Source organism: Vagococcus silagei, assembly GCF_004795745.1.
Classification (GTDB): Bacteria; Bacillota; Bacilli; order Lactobacillales; family Vagococcaceae; genus Vagococcus; species Vagococcus silagei.
On record NZ_SDGV01000004.1, the window covers coordinates 225,921 to 245,565 of the forward strand.

Annotated in this window: 22 protein-coding genes; 8 read left to right on the top strand and 14 right to left on the bottom strand. The window is 34.6% G+C overall.

From position 1 onward, the window contains the following. The first annotated feature begins 47 nt into the window (after window positions 1-47). Entirely contained in the window at window positions 48-899 is an 852-nt protein-coding gene (locus tag ESZ54_RS02585) for an aldo/keto reductase (RefSeq protein WP_136136113.1), read from the top strand. A 336-nt stretch (window positions 900-1,235) separates the two neighbouring features. Here the strand turns inward: ESZ54_RS02585 and ESZ54_RS02590 are convergent, their stop codons facing one another. The 7 genes from ESZ54_RS02590 to ESZ54_RS02620 form a co-directional block, all read right to left on the bottom strand. Next, window positions 1,236-1,703 carry a hypothetical protein gene (locus ESZ54_RS02590; protein WP_136136114.1) on the bottom strand — a complete coding sequence of 156 codons (468 nt, stop codon included), beginning with the start codon at window positions 1,701-1,703 and terminating at the stop codon, window positions 1,236-1,238. Between the two features lie 121 nt (window positions 1,704-1,824). Then, window positions 1,825-2,367 (bottom strand): GNAT family N-acetyltransferase, encoded by a 543-nt coding sequence (locus tag ESZ54_RS02595; protein WP_136136115.1) that lies wholly within the window; start codon window positions 2,365-2,367, stop codon window positions 1,825-1,827. Between the two features lie 60 nt (window positions 2,368-2,427). Continuing rightward, a complete protein-coding gene (locus ESZ54_RS02600) occupies window positions 2,428-3,027 on the bottom strand; it encodes a class I SAM-dependent methyltransferase (protein ID WP_136136116.1) in 600 nt (199 codons plus the stop codon). 104 nt (window positions 3,028-3,131) lie between these two features. After that, window positions 3,132-3,836: a B3/B4 domain-containing protein gene (locus ESZ54_RS02605; RefSeq protein WP_136136151.1), complete on the bottom strand. Its 705-nt coding sequence runs from the start codon at window positions 3,834-3,836 to the stop codon at window positions 3,132-3,134. A gap of 79 nt (window positions 3,837-3,915) precedes the next feature. After that, the gene (locus tag ESZ54_RS02610; RefSeq protein ID WP_239433727.1) at window positions 3,916-4,260 is read right to left on the bottom strand and encodes a DUF2200 domain-containing protein; all 345 of its coding nucleotides are present in this window, start codon (window positions 4,258-4,260) and stop codon (window positions 3,916-3,918) included. A 72-nt stretch (window positions 4,261-4,332) separates the two neighbouring features. Further along, window positions 4,333-6,447: an FtsX-like permease family protein gene (locus ESZ54_RS02615; RefSeq protein ID WP_136136118.1), complete on the bottom strand. Its 2,115-nt coding sequence runs from the start codon at window positions 6,445-6,447 to the stop codon at window positions 4,333-4,335. Next, window positions 6,419-7,186 carry an ABC transporter ATP-binding protein gene (locus tag ESZ54_RS02620; protein WP_136136119.1) on the bottom strand — a complete coding sequence of 256 codons (768 nt, stop codon included), beginning with the start codon at window positions 7,184-7,186 and terminating at the stop codon, window positions 6,419-6,421. The genes ESZ54_RS02615 and ESZ54_RS02620 overlap by 29 nt, the downstream gene beginning before the upstream one ends. Window positions 7,187-7,343: 157 nt before the next feature. Here ESZ54_RS02620 and ESZ54_RS02625 point away from each other — a divergent pair, with 157 nt between their 5' ends. Together ESZ54_RS02625 and ESZ54_RS02630 are read left to right on the top strand one after the other, a co-directional pair. Beyond that, window positions 7,344-8,042 carry a response regulator transcription factor gene (locus tag ESZ54_RS02625; protein ID WP_136136120.1) on the top strand — a complete coding sequence of 233 codons (699 nt, stop codon included), beginning with the start codon at window positions 7,344-7,346 and terminating at the stop codon, window positions 8,040-8,042. After that, on the top strand, window positions 8,039-9,013 hold the full coding sequence (locus tag ESZ54_RS02630) for a sensor histidine kinase (protein ID WP_136136121.1): 975 nt from the start codon (window positions 8,039-8,041) through the stop codon (window positions 9,011-9,013). The genes ESZ54_RS02625 and ESZ54_RS02630 overlap by 4 nt, the downstream gene beginning before the upstream one ends. A 213-nt stretch (window positions 9,014-9,226) precedes the next feature. On the opposite strand, the gene ESZ54_RS02635 is transcribed toward ESZ54_RS02630, so the two are convergent. Genes ESZ54_RS02635 through ESZ54_RS02645 form a run of 3 tightly spaced genes read right to left on the bottom strand, consistent with a single transcriptional unit; the run spans window position 9,227 to window position 10,919 of the window. Then, the gene (locus ESZ54_RS02635; RefSeq protein WP_136136122.1) at window positions 9,227-10,066 is read right to left on the bottom strand and encodes a hypothetical protein; all 840 of its coding nucleotides are present in this window, start codon (window positions 10,064-10,066) and stop codon (window positions 9,227-9,229) included. 17 nt (window positions 10,067-10,083) lie between these two features. Continuing rightward, on the bottom strand, window positions 10,084-10,548 hold the full coding sequence (locus ESZ54_RS02640) for a hypothetical protein (RefSeq protein ID WP_136136123.1): 465 nt from the start codon (window positions 10,546-10,548) through the stop codon (window positions 10,084-10,086). Window positions 10,549-10,568: 20 nt separating this feature from the next. Next, complete coding sequence (locus ESZ54_RS02645) at window positions 10,569-10,919, bottom strand: hypothetical protein (RefSeq protein WP_136136124.1); 351 nt, start codon at window positions 10,917-10,919, stop codon at window positions 10,569-10,571. Window positions 10,920-11,143: 224 nt separating this feature from the next. Here ESZ54_RS02645 and ESZ54_RS02650 point away from each other — a divergent pair, with 224 nt between their 5' ends. Next, on the top strand, window positions 11,144-12,097 hold the full coding sequence (locus tag ESZ54_RS02650) for a hypothetical protein (protein WP_136136125.1): 954 nt from the start codon (window positions 11,144-11,146) through the stop codon (window positions 12,095-12,097). Between the two features lie 204 nt (window positions 12,098-12,301). On the opposite strand, the gene ESZ54_RS02655 is transcribed toward ESZ54_RS02650, so the two are convergent. Then, entirely contained in the window at window positions 12,302-13,879 is a 1,578-nt protein-coding gene (locus ESZ54_RS02655; protein WP_136136126.1) for a peptide chain release factor 3, read from the bottom strand. A 196-nt stretch (window positions 13,880-14,075) separates the two neighbouring features. Between ESZ54_RS02655 and ESZ54_RS02660 the strand changes: the two genes are divergently transcribed. From ESZ54_RS02660 to ESZ54_RS02670, 3 genes are all read left to right on the top strand, one after another. Beyond that, window positions 14,076-14,792, top strand: a complete 717-nt coding sequence (locus tag ESZ54_RS02660; RefSeq protein WP_239433728.1) for a putative ABC transporter permease — start codon at window positions 14,076-14,078, stop codon at window positions 14,790-14,792. Between the two features lie 15 nt (window positions 14,793-14,807). After that, window positions 14,808-15,290: a DUF7000 family protein gene (locus ESZ54_RS02665; protein ID WP_136136127.1), complete on the top strand. Its 483-nt coding sequence runs from the start codon at window positions 14,808-14,810 to the stop codon at window positions 15,288-15,290. A gap of 127 nt (window positions 15,291-15,417) precedes the next feature. Next, a complete protein-coding gene (locus ESZ54_RS02670; protein ID WP_136136128.1) occupies window positions 15,418-15,708 on the top strand; it encodes a hypothetical protein in 291 nt (96 codons plus the stop codon). Window positions 15,709-15,753: 45 nt separating this feature from the next. On the opposite strand, the gene ESZ54_RS02675 is transcribed toward ESZ54_RS02670, so the two are convergent. Beyond that, on the bottom strand, window positions 15,754-17,160 hold the full coding sequence (locus ESZ54_RS02675; protein WP_136136129.1) for a hemolysin family protein: 1,407 nt from the start codon (window positions 17,158-17,160) through the stop codon (window positions 15,754-15,756). Between the two features lie 107 nt (window positions 17,161-17,267). Continuing rightward, window positions 17,268-18,413, bottom strand: a complete 1,146-nt coding sequence (locus tag ESZ54_RS02680) for an AI-2E family transporter (RefSeq protein WP_136136130.1) — start codon at window positions 18,411-18,413, stop codon at window positions 17,268-17,270. A 128-nt stretch (window positions 18,414-18,541) separates the two neighbouring features. Here ESZ54_RS02680 and ESZ54_RS02685 point away from each other — a divergent pair, with 128 nt between their 5' ends. After that, window positions 18,542-18,994 carry a GNAT family N-acetyltransferase gene (locus ESZ54_RS02685; RefSeq protein WP_136136131.1) on the top strand — a complete coding sequence of 151 codons (453 nt, stop codon included), beginning with the start codon at window positions 18,542-18,544 and terminating at the stop codon, window positions 18,992-18,994. 66 nt (window positions 18,995-19,060) lie between these two features. Here the strand turns inward: ESZ54_RS02685 and ntdP are convergent, their stop codons facing one another. Continuing rightward, a complete protein-coding gene (gene ntdP / locus ESZ54_RS02690) occupies window positions 19,061-19,594 on the bottom strand; it encodes a nucleoside tri-diphosphate phosphatase (protein WP_136136132.1) in 534 nt (177 codons plus the stop codon). Window positions 19,595-19,645 lie beyond the last annotated feature (51 nt).

A 19,645-nucleotide genomic window follows, 5' to 3' on the forward strand; every position in this document is an offset into this window, starting at 1 on the left:
GTACTCTTAATATAGAATAAAAAATAGGATTTTAGGAGGCTTTTTCTATGCAAAAGGTTACAAAATATATCACTTTAAATGATGGCAACAAAATTCCATCCGTTGGCTTTGGTACTTGGCAAACTCCAGATGGTGATGTTGCTGAAGAAGCTGTCTTAACAGCATTACAAGCAGGCTACCGTCACATTGATACTGCTAAAATTTACGGAAATGAAGTGAGTGTTGGTAGAGCACTTAAAAAATCGGGTATTCCACGTGAAGAAATTTTTCTAACAACCAAACTTTGGAATACGGAACACACGTATGAAAAAGCGAAACAATCCATCCATGATCAATTAGAACAACTAGACGTAGACTACTTTGACCTTTACTTGATTCACTGGCCAAATCCAGTTGATTACCGTGAGGATTGGGCAAAATCAAATGCCGATAGCTGGCGAGCAATGGAAGAAGCTGTGGCTGAAGGTAAAATTAAATCAATTGGTGTCTCAAATTTTCATCCACACCATTTAGATGCCTTACTAAAAACAGCAAAAATCAAACCAGCAATCAATCAAGTTTATTTAAATCCAAGTGATCAACAACCAGAATTAGTAGATTATTTTAGAAAGCATGATATTCACTTAGAAGCATATAGCCCACTTGGTACTGGAAAGATTTTCGACATTGAAGAACTTAAAGAATTAGCAACTAAATATAATAAATCAGTCGCACAGTTAGCAATTCGTTGGTCATTGCAACACGGCTTTATCCCATTACCAAAATCAGTCACACCAGAACGCATCATTGCCAACCTAGAGGTCTATGACTTCGAAATCACAGAAGCCGACATGGCAGTCATCGACGCCCAAAAAGGCAAATCCGGCGAAGCCAGAAACCCAGATGAGTTGCAATTTTAAAAATGGTGATTTTATGTGCGCTTTGGAGTGAGCAGTAAGATAAGCATCCGAAACTGACGGTTTTTGTCAGATTCGGATGCTTAGCTTAATGCCGAGCTCCAACACAGAAAATCCCGTCTATTCAAGGTGGTTTTTGGAGCGTTTAGAGGTGAGTCGCAAGACGAGCTTGCGAATAAATTGGTTTTTAATTGAATCGCAAGATTGACTTGTGACCGAACCTCTGCTCCAAAAATCCCGTCTATCTCAGGTGGTGGAGTGAGCGCCTCAGAGTTTTCCCATACGTCTCATCCAAAACAAAAAAATAAAAAATGAGCCACTATTTAATAATAGTCTGGCTCATTTTTTTGCATGCTGATAATAATCAAAAATTAAATCTCTAACTTCTTCTTCATCATATGTAAAAGGTAAATCGGTTAGATCAAATGTATATTTTGAATCGTCTCTAAAGTTAAAAATTAATGATTGTTGATTGCCCAAACCACTAATATCAATCGACTTCACATCATACCATTTTTGCGTTTTCTTTGAAAAATTATGATACATGGTTAAACCAGATTGATCCAAATCTAATTTTCTCAAACCAAATTTTATAATACCAATACAATTTGGTACTGCTTCAATCACAGCTAAAGCTGCCACAATGAGTGTTATCCCTGTCGAGATAGAAATCGATGTCTTACCCGTTACTAATTGAATCAAAATATAAAAGGCAACTGGGATAAAAACAAGCGCAAGACAAAAGTTAAAGACTGCTAAAAATGTATTTCTTTTGATAACTATTTTTTTATTCTTAAAATCGCTCATCAATACCGACCTCCTTTATCCTAAAAACTAATATGTAACTCTCTCAAGTATACCAAAAATATTACCTATTTGAACAAAAGAATAGCAAAGTACCATATATCAACGATACTTTGCTAGTTACCTATTTCTCTTTCAACTTAACATAACGATTCAAATCTCTTAGTTCACCACGAATATGCAAATCTTCAGGATCCATTCCTACAAAAGTAAAACCACTCTTAATGGCTACCTGATTACTTGGTTTGTTTTCCACATCAGCTAACAGAGTAATTTTATTAAGACCCATTCGAGCATACGCAATATCACAAAATGCTGTCACAGACTGTGTCATAATGCCACGCCCTACAAAATCAGAACATAACCAATAACCGATCTCTGCTTTTTTTGCCTTTTGATCAATAAAATGCAATTCAATACAGCCAATGAATTCATCTTTGTAACGAATAAAGTAAAGAGCATCCGTTCCTTCAGCCATTCCTTTTAACTTCAATTTAATAAAGTTTTCCTCATCTTCAACTGTTTTCGTGTAATCAACAAAATCTAGATATTTTCCTAAATGTTCTCTGTCTCGATCGATAATCTCGAACATCGGTTTTGCAGTCTCAATCGTTGGAAAAACTAATTCAATATCAGGTGAAATTTTAAAGGAAAAATATTGTGTCATCTCTTTCACCTCACAACTATAATTTTTGAAAGAATACCATTTTTATACCTAATCGTCAAATTACTTCGTGGCACGTAAACAAAATAATGTTGCCCGTTCTTTCATAAATAGTGCATCTGCCGTATAGAAATTTTGACTTTGGACGTTATCAAATCCAATTGCTTGCACTTTTTCTATTAAATCTGCTTGCGCAAATCCTGGATGAACTAAATCAGAATTTACCTTTTCATGATAATCAAAATCAATGATTAGTAGTTCTCCACCCGGTTTCAATGTATCAAATAAAACTTTTAAAGTTGCCTCATATTCAGGAATATGTAGTAAAACTTGTGCCATCACAATGACATCAGCGCGAATCACTAACGCTTCATTTTCACTGATGAGATACGTTTCAGCATTTTGAATATCCGTTTCTTGAATTTTTCCATCAACAACCTTAAGAATCTCAATTGCCGGATCAAGTAAATAAACTTTTTCAAATTGGTCAGCTAATGCCAGCCCTATTACACCCGTTCCACATCCATAATCAATGAATGTTTGATTTTCCGTCTCATTTGATAGATACTTTGTTACTTCTGCAATCATTTTTTGATTCACAATTTCACGAGCAGGTGCATCATATTTTTTTGCTGTTTGATTAAAAATATCAATATTTGCCATTCATTCTACGACCCTTTCTTTCTATGATTCTATCTAAGGTATCATAATTAGTGTAAAGATAAAAAAAAATAGACTCAAAAACGAGTCTATTTTTACTTTATTCATCAATAAATCACAACGCTCGGCTGATTCACAGTTACCTCGTGAATTTCACCTTGGACACCAAAGTAGTCATTAACAGCCGTTTGTAGAGCAAGAATAGCGTCATCTGCACGTTTGGCTTGATCAAGATTAATCGCTTCAATGACTAAAACAGCATCTTTTGTCGTTTCTTGTAACATCGTCCGTTTGGCTTCCCGCCAGTTAAATGACCGGCAGATTGCACCCTCATCATCGTAGTAGATAATTTCTTCAGGCAACGCGGGTGCATCCTTTTCAGCACCTAATGGGAAGAATGATTCGCCTCCTGTTGCTTTTCCTAAATGTAAATCACCTTGGATCATCATCAAATCTTCGCCACCACAAGGAACAGCAAAAGTTAATGAAATCGTATTGTAGATATCAACTAAAGGACTGATTGGACGGAAATCTTTATCTTGATTGACCCGTTTCAATAACGCTTCAATCGATGATCGTGCGCCTTTTTTAGTTTTAAATTTTGCAAAAGCTTCTCGCCATTCAGCAATGACCACATTTTGAGTGAAGGTTTCTTCACCTAAAAACTTCTTCGCTTCGCGATTGCCTTGTTTCAACATTGCTTCAAATTTAGGATCATCTGCTTCATCAACAATATTATCGATGTCTTTTACAACTAAAAGGTTAATTTTTGCTTCTGGAAAAACTTCCCAAAAATTTGCATCAACAGTCATTTTTTTCAATTTACATTCCTCCGATACTTTTCGTTATCTTTATTATACCGAAAAAGCACGGATACTTTCAAAAGAAAGCTTAACGCAATATCTTGTCCAGTGCCTTACCTTTAGCTAACTCATCAATCAGTTTATCCAGATAGCGTATTTTCTGCATCAATTCATCTTCAATTTCTTCAACCCGGTAACCACAAATCACACCTTTGATTAAATGAGCGCGCTCGTTGAATCCCGGCGCTTCCTTAAAGAATGTTTCAAAATCCAGTTTGTCAGTTAACACTTTTTGTAAGCCTTCTTGATCATAGCCTGTCAACCAGAAGATAATCTCATCGATCTCTGCCTTAGTGCGCCCCTTCTTTTCTACTTTTTGAATATACAAAGGATAGACACTACCAAACGACATCGAAAAAATCTTATGAGCCATTTCCATCACTTTCCTTTCAGTTTATCTACTGTCATCATAACGGAAAAATCTAAAATGCCCAATCAATTTGATTTACTTGAAGGAAGAACCTTCTCGGTACGGATTTGCATAACGGTCCAACTGTCGTAAATAATTAAATCGCGATACAAAGAAGAAGATAAGCTGTAAGATTAGATAGACACTTAAGATGACCAACACATACTTATAGACAGGTAAATCAATCAAAAACTTCATTGCGGTCATAGCTGCAATAAAATGTAAACTAGACATCACAAAAGGTGCGAAGAACATCACGATAATTTCAGTTGTCACCATCTTATGACGGTGTTTGCGTGAGACTCCCGTAATATGTAAAGAGCGATGATATTTGCCGTCAACTTCCAAATCACCAAATAACTTAAAGTAAATAATTGACGATGAGAAAATAAAGAACACTGTTCCAAGTAAAACACTAATTAACATAATCATACCGTTTGCTTGACGTGAAAGATGCCAAGTTTGATAAAGAGAGGTCATAAAGAACCGCTGACTCTCAATTTGATTGACAACTTTAACTTCATCATCCGTAAATTCACGTTCATAGTTTTCATTATCAATCGATTTTAGATATTCTTCTTCTTTTTTTCTTGTTTTTTCATTTTCTTTTTCTAAGTGTTTCATCACTTTAGCATTGACTTCGCCACTCTTTTGCCAATTTTCAAAATGAATCAGATTTACCGGTTGTTGTTCATAATCTAAATTAGCATAAATTTTATTAAAAGTTTCATCTGTTACAACTACCAAAGGTGAAAAGAAACCAATTGTCGTTTGGATGTCACTCTTAGAGACTGTCAATTTCATCTTCTGATTAATAATTTTACCTGTGACTTTTGATGTTTTATTTTTGGCTGTCGATACTTGAGAGTTCGTCTGTGCCAATTGAATCGCTTGACTATCGTCCGTCACTCTTAACTCTTCTTTACCTAGAATTTTTGCTATTCTTTGATAGTCACTTAACGAGATCGCGGAATAATATTCTTCTTTACCTCCGCCTAACTCCAGTCCAATATCTGCCGTTTTCAGTTCTAATTTTTGCGGTTCAAAACCTGCATCAGTCAATTCTGTCATGAGATAATCGAGGTTTTTTTGATGATAGGCTTCAAATTGAGTATTGTCTTGTTTTTTTTCAGTGATTGGCATTGAATAGTTATACACATACGCAAACGAATCTCCTTGCGTTTGTGCAAAACGATCACTACCAATCGATTTAGAAACGCCAATGCCAACAAAAGCAATTGATGCAATAATTGAAATCAAAAAATACATCGTTGCATTACTTTTCATGCGAAACATCAAATTACTAATTGTTAACAAACGCCCATGATTTAAAAAGCGGTCCTGTTTCTTTAACACTTTGAAAATCCAAACACTGGCTTGTTGAAAAAATAAATAGGTCCCTAAAATAGTAATTAACACACAGGCTAGTAGTAATCCCAAAGCAATAAAAAAATCAAATCTACTCATCATCGACATTGCCGCCACTTGAGCCAATGCATAACCAACTAAGATAAAAACTACACTTAAAACAGATTTCACAAAACTAGTTTTGGGTGGTTTAGATGATGTTTCAGCACTTTTCTTCAATACATCTAACGATTGACGGTTTAATTTCGTCAAGGTAAACATTGATAATAGTAAAAATAACACTGCATAAATCACAAACGTTAATAAAATAGATTGCCATGGAAAATAAAATTTAAGGGTTTTATCTAGATTCAAAACATTTTGCGTAATCAAGAGAATAAGTTTTGAAGATAATAGACCTGTTAGAATACCTGTTAAAATTGCAACGAGTCCTAACAATAAGTTTTCCAGATATAGCATATGCTTTAATTGTTTGCGCGACATCCCTAAAGTCAAATACACTGCCAACTGCGGTTTCCTTTTTTGTAAAAATAGTGAGAACGCATACCATAAAAAGACAAAAGACATCAGTACAACGACAATCTCAGCTAACAACATGCCCACATTCGCAAATGCGCCTATTGTATCACTACTACCTTGTAGTTCTTCCGAAAGGTTAGGATGAAAAAAAAGCAACGAAAAAATAAAAAAGATCGCTGAAGAACAAACACTACTTAAAAAATAAGTCCCATAATCACGCGTATTACGCAGAATATTACGAGTAACGAGTTGTTTGAAAGTCATGATTCGTTCCTCCTAAATGTGCTAACACGTCCAATATACTTTGATAGAAAACTTCACGTTTATTTCCACAATGAATTTCATTATAAAATTGGCCATCTTTGATAAACATGACACGTTCAGAATAACTTGCGGAAATAGCATCATGTGTCACCATGACAGTTGTGACACGTTTCAAACGATTCATCTCGGCCAAAATAGTCATCACATCACCCGCTGCTTTTGAATCTAAATTACCAGTCGGTTCATCAGCTAAAATAATTTTAGGATCATTAATTAGTGCCCGCGCAATTGCGACACGTTGTTTTTCACCACCTGAAATCTCCGTAATACGTTTATTTTCTAAAGACGATATATCTAACTCTGCCATTAAATCACGGGCTTTTTTACGTGACTCACTTGTACTAGCCTTATCTAAGGTCATAGGCAACATAATATTTTCAATCACTGTTAGGGGCGGTAACAGATTGAAGTCTTGAAAAACAAAACCAATCGTTTTCAGACGCAGTAAACTTAAATAATCTTCATCCATTTTTGAGACATCTTGATTATTGATCACAACCTTCCCACCAGTTGCTTGATCAAGTGTTGCAATTATATTTAAGAGTGTTGTCTTACCACTGCCAGAAGGCCCCATAATACTTAAAAACTCACCTTCTAACACATCTAAATCAATGGATTTTAAAACTTCATAGGGCGGATTACCCGGATATATTTTCGTAATAGCTTTTAATTCAATCATATTTTTTACTCCTTTATTTCTTTGTTGTCTCAAGTATAGTCGGTATTAGTCTTGGAACCTATTGAACTAAATGACAGTTTTCTTACAATATTGTCATCTTTTAAAGTATATTACGTGCTAAAATAAAGAAAAACCTAGAAATTAAGAGGTGACGCCCGTGAAATTATACCTAGTTGAAGATGACAAAAAACTCAATCATATCTTAACTAATTTTCTCACAAAAAATGAGTACGATGTTCATTCACCACAGGATTTTTCGAAGATTAAAGAAGATTTTCAACATGTTGACCCTGATTTAGTCCTCATGGATATAACTTTACCCTATTTTGATGGCTACTATTGGACCACTGTCATTCGTCAAGTTTCAGACTGCCCGATTATTTTTATGTCAGCCAGAGAGAGTGCGATGGATCAAATCATGGCACTTGAGTACGGTGGTGATGACTATATAACAAAACCTTTTTCATATGATTTACTCTTGGCTAAAATTCGCAGTCATATTCGCCGGAATTACGGACAATATGCTGATCGTCATAAGGAACGAGTGATTACATTTGGTGAATTCCGCTATTATCCAGAAAAACTTCAAATAAATTATCAAGAAAAAGTTGAAGCTATCTCACAAAAAGAAGGTGAATTAATTAATATTTTTCTTACTAAAGCGACTAGAATTGTAAGTCGTAATGAATTACTAGCTGCCCTCTGGGATAACGAAAATTTTGTTGACGATAATACACTTTCAGTTAACATTACACGTCTCAGAAAAAGACTGAGCAATATTGGCTTACCTCATGCCATTCAAACCATACGTGGCAAGGGCTATAAATTAATTCTTGAAACGAGTGAGACACGATGAAACATATTAAACGCCAATTAGGCTTAATCTTTTGTATCTATTTCTTCTTACTGCTATTTTTTATCTTAATCTGGTTAGACGGGTATCATAATCTAACCATCCTCCTCTATGGATTCCTACTGAGTACTGTTTTTATGGGACTTTTTATAAGTTTAGGTTGGTATCGTCGTCGCATATTAAATCAGTTGTTCGATCAAAAGCGATCTTTCAAAGAATTTCATCAATTAAAACAAGATCAAAGTCGATTGTCCCATGACGTTTATCGCTTGATGGACGCCCAATACCGCTATTTTTATGATAAATTAAAAAAGGTTCAGTTAGAACGCGAAGAACAACAACATTTTATCTATCGCTGGGTTCATCAAATGAAAACTCCTTTAAGTGTCATTGAACTGATGCTACAAGATGAAGACTACGATATTGACAGTTTTCGTGAAGAAACAGACAAGTTGCATAAAGGACTTAATCTTGCCCTCAGCATGTCGCGTTTAGAAGCTTTTCAAAATGATTTTCACATCGAAACGATTTCTTTAAATAGCTTGATCAAATCTGTCATTAACGATCAAAAAGAATATTTAATCCGCCAAGCTATTTTTCCTAAAGTTGAGATTGATGAAAATTTGATGATACAAACAGACAAGAAATGGCTCGCATTTGCCATTGATCAATTATTGATAAATAGTGTTAAATATACCACCGAAGCTGAAACACGTCTCGATATATTCACAGTAGAAACGTCAACAACATACGAACTTACGATCAAAGATTATGGAGTGGGCATCGCGTCTCAAGATATCAAACGTGTTTTTGATCCCTTCTTTACTGGTAAAATGGGACGTACACAACATGAAGCAACAGGTATGGGACTATATCTTGTCAAAAAAGTCATCACCCAACTTGATTACAGCATTCAAATCAAGTCAGAAATCAATCAAGGGACTGTTGTGAGCATCGCTATTCCAAAACACTAAATTTCTAAAAAAATAACCTCAGAGAAAAGTCTCTGGGGCCTATTTTTCTGCTTTGGTTTTAAGTTTCTTTTTACAATACCTTCAATTGTTGCAATGCTACTCATACTATTCTATATCAGCTTTTAAAACTGAAAAATTCTTCATTGTAATCATAAAAAGAGCCAAAAACAAATTTTACTAACGCACTCCAAATAAAAACGATGAAAAATCAGACTAATTATATGAATATATTTCACTAAAGTGATTATCCTGATACCAAAGGTGTAAAATCTGACCTAGATATTCAACTTCGAAATAAGTCCCATTAGGTACATTTTTCATTGAAAAAGTCTTTTGAATTTGATTAATCAGCTCATCTTGATTGGGCTCTAAGGGAAGTTCTACTCGATCAGCAATTTCAGCCACTGAAAAGTGAATCTTTAAGAAATAACCTTTTCCCGCCTCAAATTTTGCAAGAACTGGTGCTTCAATTTTACCTGGTGGATAATAATCTTTTAAATAGTTTCCCCATCCTTTTGGTGATGTAACAAGTAATCTAAAATACGTTTCCTTTATATTTTCAGGTTCCTTGAGAAGGTCTTGCCGAATGTCTTTACCTGCAAAATAGGTTATATTCATGCGCTCATCATCAAAACCAAACACATCCATCCAGTCCTCTAACGAAACAATAACTTGTCTATCTTCATTATAATCTCTACCAAATTGATAACCACTTCTCATTTTAGGTGAATTTGGAGAATAAAACGTTTGTTTATCTTTTTTGATATTATCATTCAAAAAGGCATTCTTTTTATAGTCAGGAGAAAATTTCAATGTCACATTATAGTGACCTGCTTCACTTTTTATAAAAGTTGAAAAACTTAAATTAACATCATTTTTCTTTAAATGAAAGGTATCTGTCACAAAAGCTCGAACCATCTCAGTATCATTCTTTTTACTTGCATTTGGTACTCTTATCAAAAAAAGAAAGAAGATAATAATTATTATAAAAATTGTGCCACATCCCAAAGAAATCCCTTTACCCAAGGATGACTTTTTTTGATATGTTTTCAATTTTTCTCCTCCTTCTTTTATTTGTCATTAACCCGCCTATATTCGACTGCTTCTGTTGTTACAGGTTGAAATTCTAATTGATTATGCTCATAATACTCTCGATTCGCATTCATCGTCAGACTAATATATCCATTCGATAAAAAGACAAAGCGATACAACGTTAGTTCATCATCAGTCACAAAATCAATCCAGTTTTCATGTGCGTGATGAAACGTTAATAATTGACTTGGATTATCTATTGACGCTTTTCTAAAAATAATTTGCGTATCATCTTCTTTTTCTATATACAATTCCTCACTCTTCGAAAGTGAACACCAATTGCCTTCAAGTTTATTCATGCGTTTGCGACTTAATAATTTTTCAATTGACACATCACGTGGTGTTGTTCGATCAGTTGCAGTTGTCATTGAATCCACTGATTTTCTATAAGTTAAAATAACAAGAACTGCTAATAAAATAAAACTAGAAATAAAAAATACCATCTTCACCCCTCCATTTCGCATTATCCAAAGATTAATATTAATGACTTAACTAGGGACATTGTACAGCTAAAAAACAGATAAAAAGAACCCAGTAACACACAGAGATGCATCAAACTTTGTGTATTGATAATTTTTTTAAACGCACCCACTTTATTTTTATAAATCATTGACCAAACCGTTCCCACAATAAAAAAGAAAGAAAACACTAAACCCTTTGTGACGTAATTCCCCTCCGATATATCCAAAGCTCGATTAAAATCACTATATAAAAATGCCTGAATGCCCTGACTATCTAAAAATAAATCTATGAGAAATGCTATTGCAAAAGCACCTAAAAAGATTATTGCAATCATTTTATCTTTTTTTGACAAGGCCTCTCACTCCTTTGTGAAAATTATAACATCGTCGGATCAACGAAAACGCCCAAAACATTGCTCAGCATATTCAACAATACTTGTAAATTAGTCAATAAAGCGCGTACTTTAAGTTAACTTCATTTTAACCAAATACGCAACTCTTTTCTAAGTAGCAAATACAAATTTACTTATAATTATGGTACAATTATTTAACGATAAAATCATGGAGAAAATTCAAAATGAAAATTCAAAAACAGCTTTGCTGTATGACAGCACTCATCAGTATCTTTTTACTTACTTCATGTCGCTTTACCATAACAAAACCAAATGAAGGAACCTGGATTATCACAAAAGCACCAGAAATTGAAAAAGTGCAATGGCTCCATCAAAATCAATGGTTAATGGTTAGCTCTCGACGACCTAGTCTACACTCTGATGTTCAGAAAGCTGAGAAAAGAAGAGAATATGTAGGTGAATTAATTGTCGGTTCGGATACCATTTTAAGTCTCACAACAAAATCATTTCAACCAAAAAATAAGCCTGATAAAGAGATTCAAAAAGAGTTCCTATTAAAAGTTTATCCTGTTAAAGATCAAGCAGTACTCTATGACAAACAAATTAATCTGCTTGATTTGGTGAAAGAGATTGATCCAACTTTTGAGATTAAGCATTTAGGTCTTTTCTCTCCAGACATGAACTATTTAAGTTTTGGCATTCGTGAAAATAGTTACGATGATTACTATCTAAATATCAATGAAGAAAAAATATACCCGCGTAATAAAATGGACAAAAAAATAATTGACAACATTCAGCAAATAAATCAAGTGCCGCCTGATTATCATTACTGGGTACAAACAAATTTTGAAAAACGTGACATGTATGGAAATACGACACTCAAAACATCAAGAGGCTCACACTATGAAACAATCAGTTTTATGAAAAAATCAACACATCCTAATTCACTAAAAATAGAACAAGATTATCCAGAAATAAGAAAAAGTCTTGATAGCGGAAATGATGTCACCATTAACTATAGTAAAAATCGGCCTTCTGCTGAGACACTTGCTCAACTAGCGACACCTATTGGCAAAGAAACATGGCAAGATGTGACAATCAACAAATCCGCCAGCATCGATAAAGAAAGACACACTATCAATTCGACTGCCGACTTTTTAAAATGGTACCAACATTAAAATAAAACCAGCTTAAATATTCTCTATCTTTTAAAAGAATATCTAAGCTTTTTTTTTTAGCGTTTTTTGTTTGCTTTAGTCAAATTAATTATAACACACTATTCATTATGGTGTCTTTTTACACGCTAATAATATCCTTAAAGAATAACATAAACTAAAAAAGACTCCTTAACCTAAAAGGTCAAAGAGTTCTCGATTCTTATTTTACAGTAAAGCTTTTAATTCAACTTCTGGATATTTATCCGCAAACCAACGCATTGCAAATTGGTTTTCAAATAAGAACAATGGTTGATCGAAACGGTCTTTAGCTAGGATATTTCGACTTGAGCTCATTTTTTCATCTAACTGCTCTGGATCAATCCAGCGCGCAATTTTTGAACCCATTGTTTCCATGATAATCTCAGTGTTGTATTCATTTAACATACGGTGTTTAAAGACTTCAAACTGAAGTTGTCCAACCGCACCAACAATAAAGTCTTCAGTTAAATATGTTTTATAAAGTTGAATTGCTCCTTCTTGAACCAATTGATTCAAGCCTTTATAAAATGATTTTTGTTTCATTACGTTTTTAGCCGTAACTTTCATAAATAATTCTGGCGTAAAGTGAGGTAACTCTTCATACTCGATTTTATCTTTTCCAGTATAAATGGTATCCCCGATTTGATAGTTACCAGTATCATAAAGTCCGATAATATCTCCCGCGACAGCTTTTTCAACTGTTTCACGAGAGTCAGCCATAAATTGTGTTGAATTATTCAGCTTAATTTTCTTATCAGTTCGTGATAAAGTCACGTCCATTCCCTTTGTAAATGAACCCGAACAAATTCTAACAAAAGCAATCCGGTCCCGGTGAGCTGGGTTCATATTGGCTTGAATTTTAAAGATAAAGCCTGAGAAATCATCTGAATATGGATCAACGCGTTCTTCATCGACTTTTTTATGTGCTTCTGGTTTTGGTGCAAATTGTAAGAATGTTTCTAAAAATGTTTCCACACCAAAGTTTGTTAAGGCTGAGCCGAAGAAGACGGGGGTCAATTCACCTTTAGCAATTTTTTCTTCTGAGAATTCATTCCCTGCTTCAAGTAACAATTCAACTTCATCTTGCACTTGGTCAAAAATTGATAATTTACTAATGTCATGTTCGCGTGATAATTGACGATCTTCCGTAAGTGGAATCAAACGCTCGCCATCATAACGATCAGGGCGATAAATTTCAACACGATTATGATACATATCATATAAGCCTTCAAAACCTTTACCCATGCCAATCGGCCAATTCATAGGATAAGAATCAATTTCTAAAACCTCTTCTAATTCCTCCAGTAATTCTAATGGTTCACGACCATCTCGGTCTAATTTATTAATAAATGTAAAAATTGGAATGCCACGCATACGACACACTTGGAAAAGTTTTTTCGTTTGTGCTTCAATCCCTTTGGCGCTATCAATTACCATGACAGCACTATCGACTGCCATCAAAGTACGGTAAGTATCCTCTGAGAAATCCTCATGTCCAGGTGTATCCAAAATGTTGACACGTTTGTCCTCGAAATCAAATTGCATCACGGAACTGGTTACTGAAATCCCTCTTTGTTTTTCAATATCCATCCAGTCAGATTTCGCAAAGTTTCCGGTCTTTTTACCTTTGACAGTCCCCGCATTACGAATGGCACCACCAAAAAGTAATAATTGTTCTGTGATCGTCGTTTTACCAGCATCCGGATGGGAAATAATCGCGAATGTTCGGCGGCGATCCACTTCTTGTTGTTGAGTTAATTCCATTAATTGTTCTCCTTTTATTCAATATTTTATCTTGAATTTCTTTAGTCACAAGCAAACATGGTCTAGTATATCACGTTTTGATCTACATCGGCACGTCTCTCCTTTAATTTTTCTAAAACTTTTCACTTATTACAATACCATTTTTTCACCCGTCCTGTATAATTAAATACAACAATTCATAAAGGAGGTAAAAAAGATGACATTTTCAACTCTTTTCATGACGTTTCTTGTTTATTCGATCATTGGCTGGATTTGGGAAAGCTTTTATTGTTCATTCAAAGTAAAACATTTTGTCTATAGGGGATTTTTACTAGGTCCGTATTGTCCAGTTTATGGCTGCGGCGTGGTCGCCGTTTTACTATTGGTACCAAAAGATGCCGGTACCTTACTTAATTTATATTTTAATATGGTGGTGATTGTCACCTTAATTGAATATACGACAAGCTGGCTCCTTGAAAAATTCTTCAAGATGAAATTATGGGACTACTCGGAAATGCCCCTTAATATTGGCGGACGTGTTGCCGTCCCTGTTTCACTCTTCTGGGGTGTAGGCTGCTTGTTCCTTGTTAAAGTAATTCAACCTGCGATTGGTGCAGCTATCCATGATTTTGATAGCTTTACCCGTGGTTTTGGTCCGATTATTCTCTTTCTAATCTTTGCGGTTGATTGCAGTACAACTTTAATCTTCACGCTAACCGCCAAAAAAGATGTCGAAGCAGCACTTGATTTCAGTGATCCTGAAAATGCAGCTGTCAAAGAATACCGCATTGAAAGTATCATTCAGAACTACGAACCACATATCAGCCGTGATTCAGTTAAATCTTTTATTGAGAATAAAGAACGTAAATTACTTCATGATCGTAACTTAAATCGTTTAATGCACAATTTCCCTAACATGAAATTTAAGAAATAGAAAGAGGTTTTGATGATGACAGACAAAAATTTACCAGAATTAATTAAAGCGTATCAAGAAGTTGTTTATCCTGAAAGTCCTGTTAGAGGTGCCTACTTTGAACTAATTCATTTTGTCAGAAAACTAAGTGCAGACTTTCCTAAGTTAACGACTGACTACAAAGCAGGTGGTGTTTCGCAAGGCTATATGGATTATACTTATTTTCCTTTCCATAACGATGACTTACACAAACAAAAACTCCGCTATGGCATTGTACTCAATCATTACGAGATGCAGTTCGAATTATGGTTAATGGGGCAAAATGCTAAAGAACAACTGAAATATTGGGATCAGCTGAAAGATACGCCTTGGAACCAACATCTCACTGAGATGCCCATTTATTCTGTTTTAGAAGCTGTCATCGGCGCTGAACCAGATTTTACCGATCTAGATCAATTATCAACTGAAATTATTAAGCAAGCGTTACTCGAAGTTGATAAAATTAATCAATATCTCTGAAAAAATGCATCTCGACACAAAATAACTTAATCTATTTTGTAGCGAGATGTCTTTTGATTTAGTAAATTCCATCTACACTTTTTCACTTATTTCTGGCATACTATACCTAAAGGAGTTGAACTTTACAATGAAAAAAATAATGTTCGTCCCCCCACTTCTCACTAGTCTTGGTTTAGTCCTATTTATCTTTTTAAATCAAGCAAACGGTTATAAAAATCTAAGTATGGCCCAATGGATTTTAATCTTTAGTCTACTGATTATTAATATCCTTAGCAGTATTCTACTTGCAAAAGTGGGCGTTAATTTTGAACACCCTGAAAAAACACAAACCAAATCAATTCTTTATATTGGCACACTCACAGTGGTTGGCTTACTTTTACTAGCTCTCGTGCCCATCCTATTTGCAATGAACATATAAAAAAAGTGCGTAACCTTCAACAACCGGTTACACACTTTTTAATTTTTAGTTGTCACTTTTTTTCTTCAAAAGTAACTTACCATTTTCTTTTTCTAAATTGTCTTGTGGATATTTAGATTTACGATATTCTTCATCGTCTTCTTCAAAGATTTCATGAACTTCAAGTTTAATTTCTAATAAACGAGTGCCTTGTGCTTTGAAAGTTGTGAGCGTGATGTTCTCAACATCGATTGATAAATACTCATCATCTTCCGGAATAACACCCAAGGCCGTAATTAAGTAACCAGCCATTGTATCAACTTCATGCATCTCTAAACTAGTGTGGAAGGTTTCGTTAAAGTCATCAATTGACATTTTACCTTCGACAATATATTCATTGTCACCAATTTTTGTATAAAGTTGTTCAACTGTTGTTTCATCCGACTCATCATCAATCTCACCAACAATTTCTTCTAATAAATCTTCAAAAGTCACTAAGCCAACCACACCACCATATTCATCTAATAAAATCGCCATATGATGTTGTGTTTTCTTCAATTCTAGTAAAAGATCATCAATAAAAATTGTTTCGGGAACATATAATGGTTCATGTAAGACTTGTAATAAGTCTAAGTTTTCAAACCCAACGTCATGCGCGACTTTTAATAGATTTTTCGTGTGGATAATCCCAATCACTTTATCTTTATCGTCGTCATAAACTGGAATCCTTGAAAAATTATTTCCTAAAATTTTGTTTAAATTATCTTCAACTGTATCATGAATATCAATCATGAAAGCTTCAGTACGAGGAACCATTACTTCACGAGCTAAAGTCGTATCAAGATCAAAAATTCCTTGCACCATCTCAAGTTCATCTGTATCAAGAACCCCTTCGTTTGTTAACATATACGCCATTTCTTCACGCGTCATTTTATCACTTTCATCGTCAAACGTCATCGGCGTAATGCGACTTAAAAGGTTTGTCGAACTTGATAATAACCAAACAAAAGGTTTCATGATGACACCTAGTGCAGAGATAGGACCCATTACAAACTTGGCTACCTCTTCTGATTTGTTCAAGGCAATTCGTTTTGGATATAACTCACCAAAAACAATTGAAATATACGTCAGTAAAATTAAAATAATAATTTGTGAGACTTGCATCGCCCACGCTCGATTTCCAAATAATGGCGCTAAAGCTTTTGCAAATGAGTTCGCAAGAGATGCACCAGATAAAATCGTAACTAATGTTATTCCTACCTGAATGGTTGATAGGAAGTTTCCTGAGTTATTGACTAATCTTAACAATTTGATTGACGCTTTGTCTCCTTCAGCAGCTTTCGACTCTAATCGATTTCGGTTTACCGAAACCACCGCCATCTCTGCCGCTGCAAAAAAGGCATTTAATAACGTTAAAACCACCAAAATAATAATATTAATCCACAAGGACTGACTCTCAGGGTCAGCGTTCATAAGCTATTCTCTCCTTACATAAATAAAAACATATTCAATAATTCACTAAAAATCGTATCATAGATAACGATAATAAGCAATAAAACGAAGCTTTTTTATAGGCTTTTTTAAGCCTCTTTTTCAACTTGATTTTCAGGGCTATCTACCGCTCTTTCAGCCTCTTTTTTGGCACTCTTATTCAATTTAACAATGTCATAAACATGCACAAAAATTGTCTTACAAACTGCGTAGAATGGCACACCTAAAATCATACCTAAAAGACCAGCAATATTTCCAGCCACTAACAAAATAATAATGATTGTTAATGGGTGAATATCTAAGCTCTTACCAATTACATTTGGATAGACAATATTGCCATCAATTTGTTGGACAATTAACACAACCACACAAGCGGCAACAGCTTTCCAAGGATCAGTAAAAATAGTCACTAACAATGCGGGTGCTAAACCAATATATGGTCCGATATACGGAATCATATTTGTCGCTCCTGCAATTACACCAAATAGAAAAGCATAATCAACACCAATTAACATGTAACCAAGAAAAGTAAAGAACCCAACAAATAAACACTCAATCATTTGACCACTTATATATTTTGAAATAGTATGACTCATTTTACCTAATAAATCTTCAATTTCATCTTTATGTTTTTCAGGGAAATATGGTTTGATTGTTGGTAAAAATTTGTGGCCGTCTTTTAACATATAAAACAGCATAAATGGCACCGTAATGACTAACATCACAATTCCCGCCACTGATGACACAATTGAACCAATACTTGTTGAAAGACCTGATAATGTTGATTTAAAAATGCCACCAAATGACAAACCAACTTTATCCATATACTCTTCAATCTTAATATCTTTGACATAAGGGTGATGCGCTAATTGATCCACCCATTGTTCTACAACTTTAATCGTTGAAGGCATTTTTTTCATTAAAGCCGTAATCTGCGTAATTAAATTCGGAATAATACTCATAAAAATGAAGACAAACGCTCCAATGATGAGTAAAAAGACTAAGGCAACAGCTAAATTTTTCTTAACACCTTTTTTCTCCAAAAATAAGACCATTGGATTTGTTAAATAATATAAAAATCCTGAGATTAAAATTGGAGCAAAAAGCGTTGTAAACATTGCAACAATTGGATGGAAAAGAAAATTAATTTTCATCCCCACTAAAATTAAAGTTGCGATAATTAGTAACTCTAATGACCAAAACATTAACTTTGATTCTTTAATTCGATTAAACATAGGGTAACTCCTCGCTATTTATTATCTATAGTTTAAAATGATGAACACTTTTTCACTTCATGGTAAGATATAGTATAATATAAAACGTTAAAGATTGCTTACTTTTTTGTTACTGGAGGAAAAAAAATATGTGTACATTTAAAACAACAACCGATTTGGATAGCCAAACTTATAAAGATTCACTAGGCATCCGAATGAAAGTCTTTTTAGGTGAACAAAATGTGCCAATTGAAGTGGAAATTGCCGATGAAGAAATTTGTCTTCATGTGGTTTTATATACGAAGCAAGATAACAGTGATACCGACATTCCCATGGCAACTGCTCGCCTTTATCCATATGATGAAGAAACACTCAAAGTCCAACGCGTTGCTGTTCTCGAAGATGGTCGTGGTAAAGGTCTGGGCGACAAAATGATGCGTTACCTTGAAGACTTTGCGAGAGAAGAAGGTGCCGCTAAATTAATCTTAGGTGCCCAAACACACGCTCTTGCATTTTATCAAAAATTAGGTTACGAATCCTATGATGAACGCTATCTAGAAGCAGGTATTGAGCATCAAAACATGCAAAAAGTATTAAATTAAAAAAATTAAGAGTCAGCTGGTAATTTAGTCAGCTGGCTCTTATTTATGTTGCAAGATAAGCACTTGCTATCGTTTGGATAATTGCTGGTATCGTTCGTACCATGTTTCAACATACTCATCAGAGAAAGGTCCCTTACCTTCATTGATCCAACTCACCAATGTTTTCACATTTTCTTTTAAAATCAAATCAATTTCACTTGGATATTGCATTAATTTACGGTGATCTTCATACTCGTCAACGTCTAATAAACGTTTCTCGCCATCCGGAAATACTTTAATATCCAAATCATAATCAATATACTTCAACGCTTCTTCATCTAAAACAAACGGTGAAGCCAGATTACAGTAATACGACACTCCTTTCTCCCGAATCATCGCAATTATATTGAACCAATATTTTGTATGGAAATACAAAACAGCGGGTTCGCGTGTCACCCAACGTCTGCCATCAGACTCTGTTACGAGTGTGTGATCATTCATCCCAATAATTGAACACTCGCTTGTCTTCAAGACCATTGTGTCACGCCACGTTCGATGCAAACTGCCATCATGCTTGTAGCTTTGGATTGTTATAAACTCTCCTTCTTTTGGTACACGCATTTCTACCCTACTTTCCTTGGCTTGGGCCAAAATTTTAGGGTGCTCTTATAC